The 14,677-nt window shown below is 38.3% G+C and carries 13 protein-coding genes; 8 read left to right on the top strand and 5 right to left on the bottom strand.

Going from position 1 to position 14,677, the window contains the following annotated elements; translation table 11 throughout:
- Positions 1-15: 15 nt before the first annotated feature.
- From G6R02_RS08755 to G6R02_RS08735, 5 genes are all read left to right on the top strand, one after another.
- On the top strand, positions 16-600 hold the full coding sequence (locus G6R02_RS08755) for a TlpA family protein disulfide reductase (protein WP_164668841.1): 585 nt from the start codon (positions 16-18) through the stop codon (positions 598-600).
- Positions 601-637: 37 nt separating this feature from the next.
- Positions 638-1,321, top strand: a complete 684-nt coding sequence (locus G6R02_RS08750) for a response regulator transcription factor (RefSeq protein WP_164668840.1) — start codon at positions 638-640, stop codon at positions 1,319-1,321.
- On the top strand, positions 1,314-2,402 hold the full coding sequence (locus G6R02_RS08745) for a sensor histidine kinase (protein WP_164668839.1): 1,089 nt from the start codon (positions 1,314-1,316) through the stop codon (positions 2,400-2,402). Before G6R02_RS08750 ends, G6R02_RS08745 begins: the two co-directional genes overlap by 8 nt.
- 186 nt (positions 2,403-2,588) lie before the next feature.
- Positions 2,589-3,380: an LAGLIDADG family homing endonuclease gene (locus G6R02_RS08740; protein WP_164668838.1), complete on the top strand. Its 792-nt coding sequence runs from the start codon at positions 2,589-2,591 to the stop codon at positions 3,378-3,380.
- Positions 3,381-3,399: 19 nt separating this feature from the next.
- Complete coding sequence (locus G6R02_RS08735; protein WP_164668837.1) at positions 3,400-3,771, top strand: rRNA methyltransferase; 372 nt, start codon at positions 3,400-3,402, stop codon at positions 3,769-3,771.
- Between the two features lie 166 nt (positions 3,772-3,937).
- Here the strand turns inward: G6R02_RS08735 and G6R02_RS08730 are convergent, their stop codons facing one another.
- Positions 3,938-5,002: a citrate/2-methylcitrate synthase gene (locus G6R02_RS08730; protein WP_164668836.1), complete on the bottom strand. Its 1,065-nt coding sequence runs from the start codon at positions 5,000-5,002 to the stop codon at positions 3,938-3,940.
- 113 nt (positions 5,003-5,115) lie between these two features.
- Here G6R02_RS08730 and G6R02_RS08725 point away from each other — a divergent pair, with 113 nt between their 5' ends.
- Complete coding sequence (locus tag G6R02_RS08725) at positions 5,116-5,994, top strand: LysR family transcriptional regulator (protein WP_164668835.1); 879 nt, start codon at positions 5,116-5,118, stop codon at positions 5,992-5,994.
- Positions 5,995-6,027: 33 nt separating this feature from the next.
- Here the strand turns inward: G6R02_RS08725 and G6R02_RS08720 are convergent, their stop codons facing one another.
- Positions 6,028-6,801 carry a helix-turn-helix domain-containing protein gene (locus tag G6R02_RS08720; protein WP_164668834.1) on the bottom strand — a complete coding sequence of 258 codons (774 nt, stop codon included), beginning with the start codon at positions 6,799-6,801 and terminating at the stop codon, positions 6,028-6,030.
- A gap of 122 nt (positions 6,802-6,923) precedes the next feature.
- Positions 6,924-8,456 (bottom strand): FAD-dependent oxidoreductase, encoded by a 1,533-nt coding sequence (locus G6R02_RS08715; RefSeq protein WP_164668833.1) that lies wholly within the window; start codon positions 8,454-8,456, stop codon positions 6,924-6,926.
- Positions 8,457-8,593: 137 nt separating this feature from the next.
- On the opposite strand from G6R02_RS08715, the gene G6R02_RS08710 reads away from it, so the two are divergent.
- Positions 8,594-9,469, top strand: coding sequence for an AAA family ATPase (locus G6R02_RS08710; protein ID WP_164668832.1), 876 nt, complete (start codon positions 8,594-8,596; stop codon positions 9,467-9,469).
- A 15-nt stretch (positions 9,470-9,484) separates the two neighbouring features.
- Positions 9,485-11,404, top strand: a complete 1,920-nt coding sequence (locus G6R02_RS08705) for a vWA domain-containing protein (RefSeq protein WP_164668831.1) — start codon at positions 9,485-9,487, stop codon at positions 11,402-11,404.
- Between the two features lie 121 nt (positions 11,405-11,525).
- Here G6R02_RS08705 and G6R02_RS08700 read toward each other — a convergent pair whose 3' ends face one another.
- Positions 11,526-13,202 carry an ABC1 kinase family protein gene (locus G6R02_RS08700; RefSeq protein ID WP_246202616.1) on the bottom strand — a complete coding sequence of 559 codons (1,677 nt, stop codon included), beginning with the start codon at positions 13,200-13,202 and terminating at the stop codon, positions 11,526-11,528.
- Between the two features lie 123 nt (positions 13,203-13,325).
- A complete protein-coding gene (locus G6R02_RS08695) occupies positions 13,326-14,522 on the bottom strand; it encodes an alanyl-tRNA editing protein (protein ID WP_246202533.1) in 1,197 nt (398 codons plus the stop codon).
- Positions 14,523-14,677 lie beyond the last annotated feature (155 nt).

The following is a 14,677-nucleotide window of genomic DNA, read 5'->3' as shown; positions in this document are numbered from 1 at the left end:
GGGGGATATTAATCCGTGAAAAAATTAATTTTTATTGTTATTATTCTTGGAATGTTTGCCTGGGCAGTGTACGATTTTGCGAGCTCAACGGATAATACAGCTGAGACGTCCAAAAATGAAGCAACTGCATCAGAAGGACAGGGTGAAGCTTCCGGTGATGTTGATAAAACGGATACGGTCGGTCTTAATATAGGTGATACCGCTCCGGATTTTCAACTGACAACACTAAATGGGGAAAAGGTGAAACTGTCCGACTACAGGGGTGGTCCCGTCATGCTTAATTTCTGGGCTACATGGTGCCCTCCATGTCGAGCAGAAATGCCGGATATGGAAAAGTTTCATCAAAATAAGGACGTAACCATTTTAGCTGTTAACCTTACCAAAACGGAATCCGGTATAGGAGATGTGACGGATTTTGTGAATGAGTTTGATTTAACGTTCCCAATACTGATGGATGAACAGGTCGAAGTTGCCGCCACATATCAGATACAGCCGATACCTACTACTTATATGATTGACCCGGATGGGGTAATCCGGTTCAGAGCATTTGGTGCAATGAATTATGAATTAATGGTTCAGGAACTTGAGAAGATGTATTAACTTCTGTTTATAGTACAATGAACTTGAGGTGGTCATTGTGAAGCAAACCATTCAGGTAGTTGAAGATGACAAGATGATTCGTGAATTAATCAGTATTTACCTGAAAAAAATAGGGTATGAAGTTATTAAATCCGCAGACGGGGAAGAGGCTAAGCAGGCTTTCTTGAAACACCACCCCTGTTTAATAGTACTGGATTTAATGCTTCCGAAAATGAGTGGGGAAGAATTCTGTACATGGGTAAGGGAACAGGAACGAAATGAAGTGTCGATTATTATGGTTTCCGCAAAAGCACGCACAAATGATAAGATAAACGGCTTGAAAATGGGTGCGGATGATTATCTGACGAAGCCATTCGATCCCGACGAACTTGTTGCACACGTCGAAGCAGTCTTACGAAGGACTGGACAGTTTTGCCAAAAAATAGCTTACGGGGGTCTTTGTATCAAGCCTCGCAAAGGTGAAGTATTGCTTTTTGACAAACAACTGAACTTAACCAAACATGAATTTAATCTGCTTTATTATTTTATGGAAAATCCGAATGTTGTTCTTTCAAGAGAAGATTTGATTAACCAGTTGTATCCATATGCCGATAAGACAATACTGGACCGCACGATTGATGCGCATATCAAAAAGCTAAGGGAAAAAATTGAAGAGAAGCCGTCGAATCCTAAGCGAATCCTGACTGTGCGGGGAATGGGGTATAAATTTGCTGATGAATAAATCTGGAAAGTCCTGGTTGCCAAAACAATTTCTATGGCGATTATCCATCACCAATATAATTGTAATTGCTGCATTTATTCTATTGAGCGGCTGGTCCATATATAATGCAGCCTGCTCGTTAGCGGATGGATTGGGGTTGATGACTGAACAAAAACAGGAAAAGTTTAACGCTGTTCTCTTTCAATATTTGTGGATTTTCAGTGCTTCCGCTATCGTAATCGGCAGTTTGACTCATTTTTATATAACCAGAAAATTGATTAAACCAATAAAAAAATTAATCGAATCAACAAAAAGCATGAAGACAGGTTACTATCCGGCCCCGATTGATGTCAAAACTGAGGATGAGACAGGAGAACTAGTTGGTCATTTTAATGATTTGATTCAACAGTTAAAAATAAATGATGACCATCGCCAGAAGGTTATTACTGACTTGTCACATGAATTCCGGACTCCTTTATCAAATTTAAACGGTTATTTAAATGCATTAAGTAAAGGTGTTATCAACGGCGATGAACAATTGTTCCAATCACTCCACGATGAATCCCAGCGGCTTACCGGCATGGTTAAACAATTGGAGCAGTTGAAGGAATGGGACTATATTTCAAATCAAATATTTTTGGAAAAAGAGCCAATTGATATGGATCATACTGTGGCAAAATCAGTTGAGATGTTTCATTGGACACTGGAAGATGCAGGGCTTTCGGTTGATGTTCATTCCGATCATGGAATTGTCAATGTTGATTATGATGCTATATCACAGGTTATCGTTAATTTACTTGATAATGCGATTCAATATTATCAGGGATCAGGCCCGATTATTGTTAAAGGTGAAAAATTGGACAATATTTACAGGGTTTCGGTGGCTGCTCCAGGTCAGGCGATTATTGGTCAAGATACGGATAAGATATTTGAACGTTTTTATCGGGCAGATACATCCAGAAGTTATCACACGGGCAGTACTGGGCTGGGACTTGCCATCTCCAAAGAAATTATTGAACATCATAATGGAAAAATTGGTTTGGAGACTGATGGTCATTTTCATAAGTTTTGGTTTACGCTGCCGCTTTGGAACGAATTTTAATCTCTCTGATTTAAAAAGAAAGGCTCTCCTGCAATAGTTGCTATTACCCCATTGTGTTAGAGAACTAATTAATATTTTCTATTAAAATCTGTTTTAAATTTGCCATAACAAACATTCGTTCGTATAATAAAAGTAGAGGTGGATAAATAATCAGAGATTAATAGAATAGTATAGGGAGATGACGCGATGCCCAGAAATCCTGGAATGACCGATGATGTTATCATAAAAATGTACAAAGGTGGAATGCCTTTTAAAGAAATGGAACGTATTATTGGAATTTCTGGTCGTGCAATACGTAATGTTGTGTATAAACACGGAGTTAAAATGAATCGCGAGCAATCTTCTGGTCAACCACGTACACACAAAGTAAACGAGGACTTCTTTAAAGTATGGACACACGATATGGCATGGGTATTAGGCTTATTTATAACCGATGGAAGTGTTAACAGTACTGTACATACAATTACATTCGCACAGAAGGATGAGAGAATTCTCAAGTTAATAGCAAATCATATGCAAGCAGACTACATCATCACACGTCCAGCAAAAACCAGTAAAATACCAAGTTTAATTATTAATTCAAAAAAAATAAAAATGGATCTTGAAAAACTAGGTGTATTTGCAAATAAATCATTAACAGTTCCATTTCCAAATGTACCAGAAGAATTTTTACCATCGTTTGTAAGGGGAGTGATTGATGGGGATGGCTGGGTACAAAGAAAAGGTTATGTTATGAATGTCACAACAGGAAGTTTAGATTTTGCAAATGGGCTTCTTGCTGTATTTAAGGCTTGGGAATTACGCTCAGAAATTTCATTTTCAGTTAGTCAAACAGGAAAGTCAATTTACCGTGTTTGGGTAAAAGGAAAACTTCATCTTCCAAAACTGGCAAATATAATATACTCCAACGCTGAGGATAATTATATTTACTATATTTACTATAAGAAAGAATATATGTTACGGAATTCTAATAAATAATTTATCAGGGGTGTACATTATGTGGAAACGTGGAAATGGCAGATTAATTCATACTATTGATGAAACAAGAATTAAATTTAGGACAAATATCAGTAAATCTATACTAGAATATCTCAATAGATTAGCAGAAGAACATGATACCTATGTTAACTATTTACTAGAAAATGGTCTGGAAAATGTATTATCCGAGGAAGTTGTTCATTATAATAAGGATCTAAGACCGAAAGATCGTATACAATACAAAACCACTTATGATAAAGAATTACTGCAGAATGTAAAATTATTTGCTAAGGACCATCATTTATATATTAATGATATAGTTGAATATAGTGTACAATTTATTGACTTTGATAGGATAAAAAACAGTAGCTACAAAAATCGAATAGAGTAGACAGAAATTAAAATCTCTTTTAACGCCCCCTACATAATACTTATTATGAGAAGCTGTTTAAAATTAAGCATTTATAATCTCAAAAATAAAGTATACTTAAGATATTGAGATAAAAATAAAAAAATCACGCTATAAATCGTATTTATTATAACGTGATTTCTATAAACTAATTCCCGATATATTTAGCTTTTGGTCTGAAGATCGTATTATTGTTCGCTTGCTCGATTGCATGTGCACACCAGCCAACAATTCTGCTTGAACTGAATATCGCTGTAAATAATTCACTGTCAATCTCCAATGACTTCATAATTGCTGCTGCGTAATATTCAACATTCGTATAAAGATTTTGATTAGGTTTATATTGCTTTAAAATATCAATCGTTTCAGACTCTGTTTTTAACGCCAGATTCATCCAGTCCGGCAGATTGTCCAACCTCAATATGATATCTTTTAAAGTTTCTGCTCGTGGATCAGCAGTTTTGTAGACTCTATGGCCAAATCCCATAATTCTTTCCTTATTTTTTAATTTCATGTGAATTATTTCACATATTTTGTCTTCTGACTTAATTTCATTCAATAATTCAATAACACCTGATGGTGCACCGCCATGCAGTGGTCCTTTCATCGTTCCCAAAGCACTTGTTATTGCAGAAACCATATCACTTTGTGTTGAAACGGTCACTCTGGAAGCGAATGTTGATGCATTGAGTCCATGTTCCATGGTTAAAATCATATATGTTTCCAGCAATTTAGATTGTGTTAAATCTAAAGTTCCATTAAGCATATAGAGAAAATTTTCGACATGATTTAGTCCGTCAGTTGGTTGTATTTCATTTTTGCCGCTATTTTTCCTGTTTCGATAAGCAATAATCGTTGGAATAACAGCAATCATTCTTACCGCAAGATCATCATTCGTTTCTGTATCCACTAAAGATGATACAGCAGTTCGTAACACATCCATCATCGGTAAGGAATATGGCAGCTGGTTGATGATCTGTTTCGTATGACCCGGTATATATCGGTATTTTTTTAAATCTGTTTCAAAAGTCCTTCGTTCCTCTTCAGTTGGAAAATCACCATGCAGCAGGAAGAATGCTGCTTCTTCAAACGAATGTCCTTTGACAATTGTTTCAATCGGTAATCCACGGTATTTCAAAATACCTTTTTCTCCATCAATGAAGCTTAACTCTGTTTCCACTGCAGTTATTCCTTTTAATCCTGGCTGATACATTTACCTCTCCCCTTCCCTGTTTGTTATTTTAAGTATAAATCAGTATATTAATTATTAAAATTTAATATATTTTGTTAAAATAATAAATATAATTTATTAATGAGGTGTCAGAGATGGATACACGTACTCTGGAAACGTTTATTCTTGCTGCAGAATATGAGAACTTTAGAATGGCAGCTGAAAAATTATTTATCACACAGCCTGCCGTAACATTTCAAATCAGACAACTGGAAAAAGAAGTCGGTGATAAATTATTTGTGAAAAACGGCAGACAGATCATGTTGACGCAGACAGGAAGGTTATTTTATCAGGAAGCAAAGTTGATATTAAAGCAATATGAGAAAAGTGTTGATAACATTAACAGGTTCAGGCAGGGTTACGATAAATCAATACGTATTGCTATTTCTCCATTATTAGCAGATACGATATTACCAAGTATTTTAAGAGTGTACACGAAGCAGCACCCGAATGTTGAACTATCCATCAAGGTGCTGGAATCAAAAGATATTCCTACTGTTGTGGAAAACGGAACAGTTGATATCGGTCTTTCCTCCTTGCCTGGTTCAGCAAAGGTGAATACGCTCAAAATTCATGAAGAATCGGTTGCGCTTGTTTGCAGTCATGATGGTTATGATGCCGAATCTGGCCCAGTTATTGATGCAAAAAACCTTCTGGAAAATGACATTATTTTTACCGATAATCATCCAGCGTACTGGGATGATATTAAACTTGAACTGAAAAAACACATGTCAACTTATAAACTGATGAAGGTTAGCCAGTCACATATTACGAAACGTTTTGTTTTGGAAGGAATTGGGATTAGTTTTCTGCCAAAATCAATTATTAATCGTGAAATAATGGAAGGCAGATTGATGGAAATACCAGTGACATTTATGAAACTGCCGACAGCCGGTATGTACATTATTTATAAATATGAAGATGAAACAGTAACTGAATTTGCAGAGTTTATCTCTAATTTTCATTACAGTTAAAAGGAACGGCCGTTCACAGACCGCTCCTTTTTTCTAAGATTCCAGGTATTGTTTGAGTTTGTTAGTTAAAAGGTTCTTCCAGCCTTCCCGGTATTGTTCTTCCCATTCAGGTTCAACAGGTCCGGAAACCGCATGTGAAAGCATCAATTTTGTAAGACCACCGTTTTCTTCCAGCTTGTATTTGTAAAAGCTGTTAATTGGTCCTTGCATCCCGAGTACACCATCAAGCCAGACTTCCGTGTTGGGTACGATATAGGTGATTGTGCCCCAAAGAGCCACTTTGCCGTTACTTCCTTTCTCGATAAAAGAACCTCCCAGACTGGGGTCCAGTTCCATGTAAGAATCCTTGAATAAGCGCTCCGACCACCAGGCATCGATATTTTTTGTTATTGCTGCAAAAACATCTTCCGCTGATGCCTGGATTGAAACTTCCTGTTCGATACGAAATGATTCCCGTGCTAACGTTTCACTCATCATATCTTCTCCTTTCTCACTTTCAGTAATGTTTTTGATCCGTAAAAGTGATTGTGCCTTAGATGAAGTATAATTAGTTAACCAACGATTGTTTACTTCCTGAAGTGGTACTGCATTTAAGTAATTATACTTCTGTCGTCCTGTCTTTCTTGAGACAACCAGATTTGCTTCTTCAAGTGTGTTTAAGTGCTTCATAATAGCATACCGTGATACATCTTGAAATTGTTTGCTGATTTCACTAGTTGTCATGGGTTTTTCTGATAACAAATCGAGTATTTCCCTGCGAAGCGTGTGTGCTAGTGCTTTAAAGATATCCGTTACGTAATTATCCAACCATTTATCACCTCCATAAAATTATGTTACCTTATTGTCACTTTATTATGTGACTAAATAGTAACATATTTTGACTGCAAATAAAAGAAAAAATAAAAAAGCAACCAAACGGCTGCTTTTCTTTATTCTAATTTGACTTTATTTAATGGTTCTACTGCTGGACCTTCGATTACTTCACCTGTATAAGAATATCTGGAACCATGGCAAGGGCAATCCCATGTCCGGTCACCTGAATTCCAATGAACCTCACAACCGAGATGCTTACACGTTGTATCAACTGCATACAATATATTTTCTTTATCCTTATATACTCCGGTTCGCTTCCCTTTAACCCTGGTTACTGTAGCATCATCAGTTGAAAGATCTTTTACATTATCATTCGTATATTCAAGTTTTCCTTTAATCAGATGTTTCGCCACATCGGCATTGGCAGATGTAAATTTCCGGATAGCCGGATCTGCATGGAATCTTGATGGCGAAAATAGCTCTGCATAAGGACTTTCTTTATCCAATATCCGATCACTTAGTATTTTAGCAGCAATTGTACCGTTAGTCATGCCCCATTTCCGGTATCCGGTGGCTACGAAAACAGCCTCTTCTTCATCGGTAACCGGGCCGATATACGGGACCTTGTCTAATGTTGTCAGATCCTGGGCCGACCAACGATAAACATATTCGGAAATACCGAACTTTTCTTCCGCATACTGCTGTAGTGCATCATAATGTTTCATCGTTGACCCGCCCTGGCCGGTTTTATGATTTTCACCAACAAACAACCATAACTCTTCTCCATTAACCTCTTCCGAACGTAAAGACCGTGTTGGCGATTCAGCATTTATGTACATACCACCCGGATATTTAACAGGTGTTTTAACTGCAACAACATACGAACGTTCCGGGTACATTCGGGTCGGATAAAACCCCTGACCGTCATAAAACGGGTAATGTGTAGCCTGAATAACATACCTGCAGTGAATCCGGTGCTCGTCCCTGGTGATAATTGCTGGATGTTTGTTATATTCCACGTCGGTGGCGGTAGTATTCTCATAGATTTTTAACCCATTTTTCACTGCTTCGTCCACCAATACTTTTAAATACTTGAGCGGATGAAACTGTGCCTGGTCCTTCATTTTTAAGGCGGCTTTCACCGGCAAACCAATCGGTATATCATTGGTTAATTCACCCGGAATGTCCAACTCATCATAGGCATTTTTTTCAGTATCCAGCTTTGACTGATATTTTTCCGAGTTTGTATATATAAACGAATCCTCTGTCTGGTAATTACACGAAATATCATGTTTTTCAATGGTGTCTTCAATTAGCTTTTTTGCTTCCATACATGCCTGGTAATACAGGGAAGCTTGTTCTTTCCCAAAATGCTGAATTAATTCGTCGTAAATTATCCCGTGCTGGGCGGTTATTTTGGCGGTTGTATGGCCGGTTACCCCGTTTAAAATAACGCCAGCATCAATCAATGTTACTTTCAGCCCCTCTTTGGTTAGTAAATATGCTGCTGTTATTCCGGTAATACCGCCTCCAACAATCGCAACATCTGTATCTTTGATGGTTCCGGTTAATTTTGGGTAAGAGTCAAATGAAACAGAATCCCTCCAGTATGGTTCCGGGAATTGCGGGACATTAATTGAGTCAGCCATGCTATCAGTCCTTTCATTATTATCTTGGTATTCCATCCTATTCTTAATCATTAATCGATTTTTATTCGTGAAGTCAAACTGCAATCTTTGTCTTCCACAACGTTAACCTTTAAAATATTCTTGAAAGGAGTTTATTAATGGAACGAAATTATAACTTACCTGATGATATAACTGAACTATTGAACAATGCAAAACGAACAAGCGCTGATGCTTTTCAGAATCTGATTCGTGAAGGTGGCTATGTTCCACCGCAAAGCGATCTGTTAATTGACGCCATTGCTGCATTAAGCATGGGAAAAAATATCCTGCTGAAAGGTCCGACTGGTACAGGGAAAACCAGGTTTGCTGAGACGTTGTCGAATTTATTTTCCCAGCCGATGTTCAGTGTCAACTGTTCGGTTGATCTGGACGCAGAAAGTTTAATGGGATATAAAACACTTGCATATGAAGATGAAAAACAAGTGGTCGATTTTGTGCCTGGCCCTGTAACAAGTGCAATGACTGATGGCACATTTCTTTATATTGACGAAATTAATATGGCAAAACCCGAAACATTGCCACTGATTAATGGTGTGCTTGATTACCGGAGAACAGTCACAAATCCGTTTACAAATGAAATTATTACAGCAAAAGAAGGCTTTAATGTTATCGCGGCTATCAATGAAGGCTATGTTGGTACGGTTCCACTTAATGAAGCGCTGAAAAATCGCTTTATCGTTATTGATGTACCATATCTGCAAGGCAACCAGCTGAAAGATCTGATTCGTACAAATACCCGACTTTCCGATAACAGGACCATTGATTTATTTACCACCCTGTCAACCGATTTAATCCGGGCTGTATATCAGGGGAAATTGTCCGAGGATGCTGCATCAATTCGCGCATTGCTTGATGCCTGTGATTTAAGTGCTGCAATCCCCCCTAAGCGTGCGATTAACCGGGCAATCGCAGATAAACTGGAAGAAGAGCGTGAACGTGAATTTGTTCAAAATTTGGCAGATACACTGTTTTAGAAAGGAGGTCGCCCGATGAAGTTTAACCGCTGGGATGACTCAAAGATCGATACCAGACTATATCTGCAACTTCAGGACCTCACCTCCACTCTGTCTAATATGCCGGAACTTAAGTTTGAGTACCGGCATGGGTCGTTCATCGACACCTTTAATGAAAAAGTGTCAGGAAGCCATCTTTGGGATGTCAGCGATCCAAGCGTCAGGATTTCCGGCTATAAAACAGATTTATTTTTACGTACACTTGGAACTTTAGGGCAAACAGATATCCCGTCACTTAAGAATTTTTTGCAAAGAACAACTGAGTTAAACATCGAAAAGTTCGCTGTTCAGCTTGTCACTTTACTGGAAGATATGCGCCTTGAAGAAATCATTACTAAAACCAGACCCGGAACAAAAAGGGATTTTACTATTCGGCGCAGCTATTTGAAACATTTTTTTGAAACACAGCTCGCAACAAATGTAACAAGGAGTTATCCCCTGGATGAATTATTCTGTCTAATTTATCTGTTGCTGCAGTCCGATAAGCCGGATCCTGTTTTTCCGCGGGCAAATGAACGGCAAGTTGACCATCTGGAAAGTCTGAAGCCACTCCTGTATCAGGTCTTCGATGCGAAAAAGTCATGCGATATTACTATAGTAGCTGAACAAATTGTATGCAAGCTTGCAAATGATTACACAGACATGATTAATACGTATTTTGCGTTTCCGATTTCAAACGTTGAAGAATTCGAGATGAACACCTTGTTTGATGAGTTAACGCGAACGGATGAGCTGGAAAACGAAGATATGGAAGATGCTAATCAGGATGACAGTGAATATTTTGATGAAACGTTCTCCACCTGGCACCAGGAGAATCAGAACAGTGACCGTAAACAGAACTTCCTGCAGTTCGAGCTTGAATCCGGAACCAAAACTAATATTTTGGGTGGCGGTACACGGGAGACCGAGGATGCTGACCAGGCTATGGGTACGATACAGGGAGCGTCCGGGGAAAGTGAGAAAAATGATTATTCAGAAGTTGAATCCCTGAAGAAACAGGCAACTAAACAAAGCGGGCACACTAATGGCGCCCCTTATGGTGAAGAAAACAGATATGCAGTTGCGATTGATAAACAACCCATATCACCATCAGCCGATGATGAACTTGCATACCGTAATATAGTGAATGACATTGAAGCACATAAACGAAGACTATCAACAACGATTCAAAAAGTACTTGAACATAAACGAAATTCACCTAGAAAAGACCTTTTATTCGGTCGGTTGTCGAAAAATCTTATGCCAATTGTGACAGATGAAAATCCGCGAATCTTTTATAAAAAAAATGATGAATCCAATGATATAGATGCTGTATTTACTCTGCTTGTAGATTGTTCAGCATCAATGCACGATAAAATGGATAAAACGAAGCGTGGAATTGTGTTGTTCCACGAAGTTCTGAAAGAATTAAGAATCCCCCACTCCATTGTCGGGTTCTGGGAAGACGCCAACGATGTGAAAGATAAGTACCAACCAAACTATTTTCATCAAATTCAATCATATAGTGATTCAATTTATCAGAATACAGGTCCACGGATCATGCAATTGGAACCACAGGAGGATAATCGGGACGGCTTTGCGATTAAGGTAATTAACAACGAGCTCGCTGCCCGGCATGAAAAAAATAAATTTTTGCTCGTATTTTCCGATGGTGAACCAGCTGCAGCCAACTATGATCAAAATGGAATTATCGATACGAATCTGGCCGTTTCAGAAGGAAGAAAACAAGGTATAAATGTAATTGGTATGTTTTTATCTGACGGAGAGATAGATGAACAGGAAGACAACATAATGCAGAATATCTATGGGAAAGAACGTTTAATGGTGCCTGCGATTGAGGAATTGCCTGAACACTTTGCACCATTACTGAAAAAATTACTGTTGAGAAGCATTTAGGAAGGGGCAGTACGGGTGATTCGGCTAAAACATATTTGATTTCCGAGTACGATAGTGAAAAAAGGTGTCGTACAGCACACCTTTTAAATCTTGTTTTCTGAATCCCGGCCTGTCCCTTTCCCTACATTCTTCCGGATTTGATAATTGTGATCACCATCAATATAAACATGAGAAGTGCTATTACTGCGCCTATTTCAATTATTGGCAAATCCCAGATTATTGTGCTCTGTCCGGTAATTGCAAAGCCAATCACCAAGCCCGCCATTAAAATACTGAACGCGAGCATGATAATACTGAATGACATCCGATTACTGATTTTATCCAAACGATGAAGCATCCGGTCGCCCTGTTTCACATTAATATCAAGTCCAACTTTGCCCCTCTTAACAACCGACATAACTTCTTTCAGATCTTTTGGCAAGTCAGAAATGATCTCAATATTCTCCATCAACTCATGCAGTGAATTAGTTATGATCATCTTTGGATGATACCTTCGCTTAATGAGTTTACGCGCAAATGGCTCTGTCGCCCGCATAATATTGAATTCCGGATCAAGCCTGCCAATAACACCTTCAAGCGTCAAAATCACTTTACTGAGAATAGCCATGTCTGTTGGGATTTCAATATAATGGTGGTATGCTACCTGGAATATTTCAATGATAATTCGGCCCAGACTAAGGTCTTTTAGCATAACACCTGCATAACTTGCCTGAAGCTTGTCAAGGTCACTTCTTAAAGCTTCCAAGTCGGTTTTCTGGCCAATTAAATCCATTCGCGAAAAGGTTTTTATCATGCCTTTAGTATCACCCTGGTGAAGATTCACAATAATTGTTGCAAAATGGTGTTTCAGTTTTTCGCTTATCTGACCAGCTTCACCAAAATCCAAAAATACGATTGTATTTTCAGGCGAAATAAATATATTCCCTGAATGTGGATCTGCATGGAAAAACCCGTTATCAAGTATTTGCGTCAACATAGCATTAGTAAGTCGTTTAGCAATAAGTTTTCGGTCGTACCCTTCCTGATCAAGCTGTTCATTTTCCGAAACTTTTATACCTTCTATTTTTTCCATCGTAATTACTTTTCTGGTTGTATAGTCCCAATAAATATCCGGAACTCTGACATGCACATCATTTTCAAACTGTTTGGCGATCCGTTCCCCACTGCGCCCTTCCATTAAATAATCCAGTTCATGCCTAAGCGAGCTGGTAAATTCATAGATGATACCACGAACACGGTAACGTCGTGCCCAGCTTGTCCGCTCCTCCAGCATTTTTCCGATTCCATGGAGAATTTCCATATCTGTTTCCATCTTTGGCTTTAGGCCTGGTCGCTGAACTTTAATTATTACATCATCCCCTGTAAACAGACGTGCTGTATGTACCTGCCCAATGGAAGCCGTAGCAAGCGGTTCCTCATTGACATGTCGAAATAGGTTGTCCAGCGTATCATCGAGTTCTGTTTCAATCGTATTTCTGACGTGTTCAAACGGGATAACAGAGGCATGATCCTGCAGCTTCTCAAGTTCAGAAGTAATTTCAGGCGGAAGTGCATCACGACGTGTGCTGGCAATTTGTCCAAGTTTAATAAACGTTGGACCAAGGTCCTCAAGAGCATTTCGCAGCCGCTTGCCAATACTTTTCAGGTTTGTGTCTATTTCACTATCCAATCCCTGTGCCAGACCCCGATCTGCAACTCCAATCCGGAACAGAAAATGGCTGAATCCATTTTTCATGAAAACATTGACAATCTCCTGATAACGTTTTGTATGTCTGATTTTTCTACCGAGCAATTGCACCAGCTCCCAGTTCAGTTCCTTGTTTCGGATAATTAACAATTTCCTTTTTCTAATGCGCTTAAACTTTTGGAAGTCACAATTAGAGAAAAGTGTATAACCTTCTCCAATTAATAACTTGTACTGTTAAAGTATATTGATCAGTTCATCCATTAATTCATCAGGAGAAATAGTTCTTTCCCCTCCTCCCTGCGCTATCAAATGATTTCCGCCGCCTTTTCCATTAATTGCTGGTAACACAGACTTTACTATGTCGTTCATATTGAGATCCAAATCTTCATTTTTTGCACAAACAAATTGCAGCTTTTCATCTGTTTCATTTATTAAAAACCCCAGCAAGTTATCTGTTTTTGCTGTAATTAATTTGGCCAATTGCTGGATATCTGACATCTGCCTGTTTTGAAATATTGCTTTTGTTATATTGTATCCCTGATGGATTTCTGCCTGGTTGATTAACCTGTCAGTCTCATAACTGATTAGCTCAGTCTTTAGTTCCTGGATATTATTTTCAAGATGTTTTGTCAGCCGCAAAGTCCGTTTTGCCATTTTATTCAGATCTTCCTGTGGTGCATTCAACTGGTCTGTTAATCCTTGAATGACCTTATGCTTCTCGCCAAGCTGTTTCAGGACCCTGTTTCCACAAACAAAATAAACACGTGTTTTTTTCTTTTGTTTTTCCCAGTGCAGTATTTTAATCGAACTAACTTGCCCGGTTGAGTCCGGATGCGTCCCGCCACACCCGTTATAATCAAACGCTGGTATAACGACAAGCCGGATATCATCGGAAACCGACAGTTCTTTTCTCAGCGTATAATTCGAAAGTTCGTCTTTTGTAACCCACTTTGTTTCAATCGGTCGATTCTGTAAAATAATTTCATTTGCCTTTTCCTCTGCCAAGTTTGTTTCTTCGTTAGTCAGATCCGCTGTTTCTAAGTCAATCGAACAAATTTCTTTTCCCAAATGAAAACTTACGGTCTTATACCCGATCACATCCTCAAATGCAGCAGATAAAATATGCTGTCCCGCATGCTGCTGCATATGATCAAAACGCCGCTCCCAGTTTATTTCACCGACTATCTTATGATGTGATTCTACAGGTTCCTCAATATAATGGCGGATTTCCCCATCAATTTCAACCACATCAAATACGTGTACACCATTTAAGGTTCCGGTATCGTGAGGCTGGCCGCCACCTGTTGGATAGAAACTTGTTTGATGCAATACTGCATAAAAATGTCCGTTATCATCCTTATACGAATTTAAAACTTTTGCTGTAAATGTTCGCATATACTGATTCTGATAAAATAATTTTTTTGTAGTCACAGAAATTTCTCCTTTGTTTTCTATGTTCATTATAACGTGTAAAACGAAATTTTTTTATCTAAAAGATTTTGACATAACGAGAGAAATAATGTAAATTGAATAATAGACGAACATTTTAATATAAATATAAATAATAATTCGTTTTTAGGAGTGGA

The sequence above is a fragment of the Virgibacillus doumboii genome, assembly GCF_902806455.1.
In the GTDB taxonomy this organism is placed as follows: Bacteria; Bacillota; Bacilli; order Bacillales; family Amphibacillaceae; genus Lentibacillus; species Lentibacillus doumboii.
Note: the sequence above shows the minus strand (reverse complement) of the source record. Positions and strands in the feature narration are given on the sequence as shown.

Excerpts from the sequence above, each read along its gene's own strand:
- G6R02_RS08745 (WP_164668839.1), top strand. The coding sequence starts at position 1,314 with ATGAATAAATCTGGAAAGTCCTGGTTGCCAAAACAATTTCTATGGCGA.
- G6R02_RS08740 (WP_164668838.1), top strand. The coding sequence starts at position 2,589 with ATGCCCAGAAATCCTGGAATGACCGATGATGTTATCATAAAAATGTAC.
- G6R02_RS08735 (WP_164668837.1), top strand. The coding sequence starts at position 3,400 with ATGTGGAAACGTGGAAATGGCAGATTAATTCATACTATTGATGAAACA.
- G6R02_RS08730 (WP_164668836.1), bottom strand. The coding sequence starts at position 5,002 with ATGTATCAGCCAGGATTAAAAGGAATAACTGCAGTGGAAACAGAGTTA.
- G6R02_RS08725 (WP_164668835.1), top strand. The coding sequence starts at position 5,116 with ATGGATACACGTACTCTGGAAACGTTTATTCTTGCTGCAGAATATGAG.
- G6R02_RS08715 (WP_164668833.1), bottom strand. The coding sequence starts at position 8,456 with ATGGCTGACTCAATTAATGTCCCGCAATTCCCGGAACCATACTGGAGG.
- G6R02_RS08710 (WP_164668832.1), top strand. The coding sequence starts at position 8,594 with ATGGAACGAAATTATAACTTACCTGATGATATAACTGAACTATTGAAC.
- G6R02_RS08705 (WP_164668831.1), top strand. The coding sequence starts at position 9,485 with ATGAAGTTTAACCGCTGGGATGACTCAAAGATCGATACCAGACTATAT.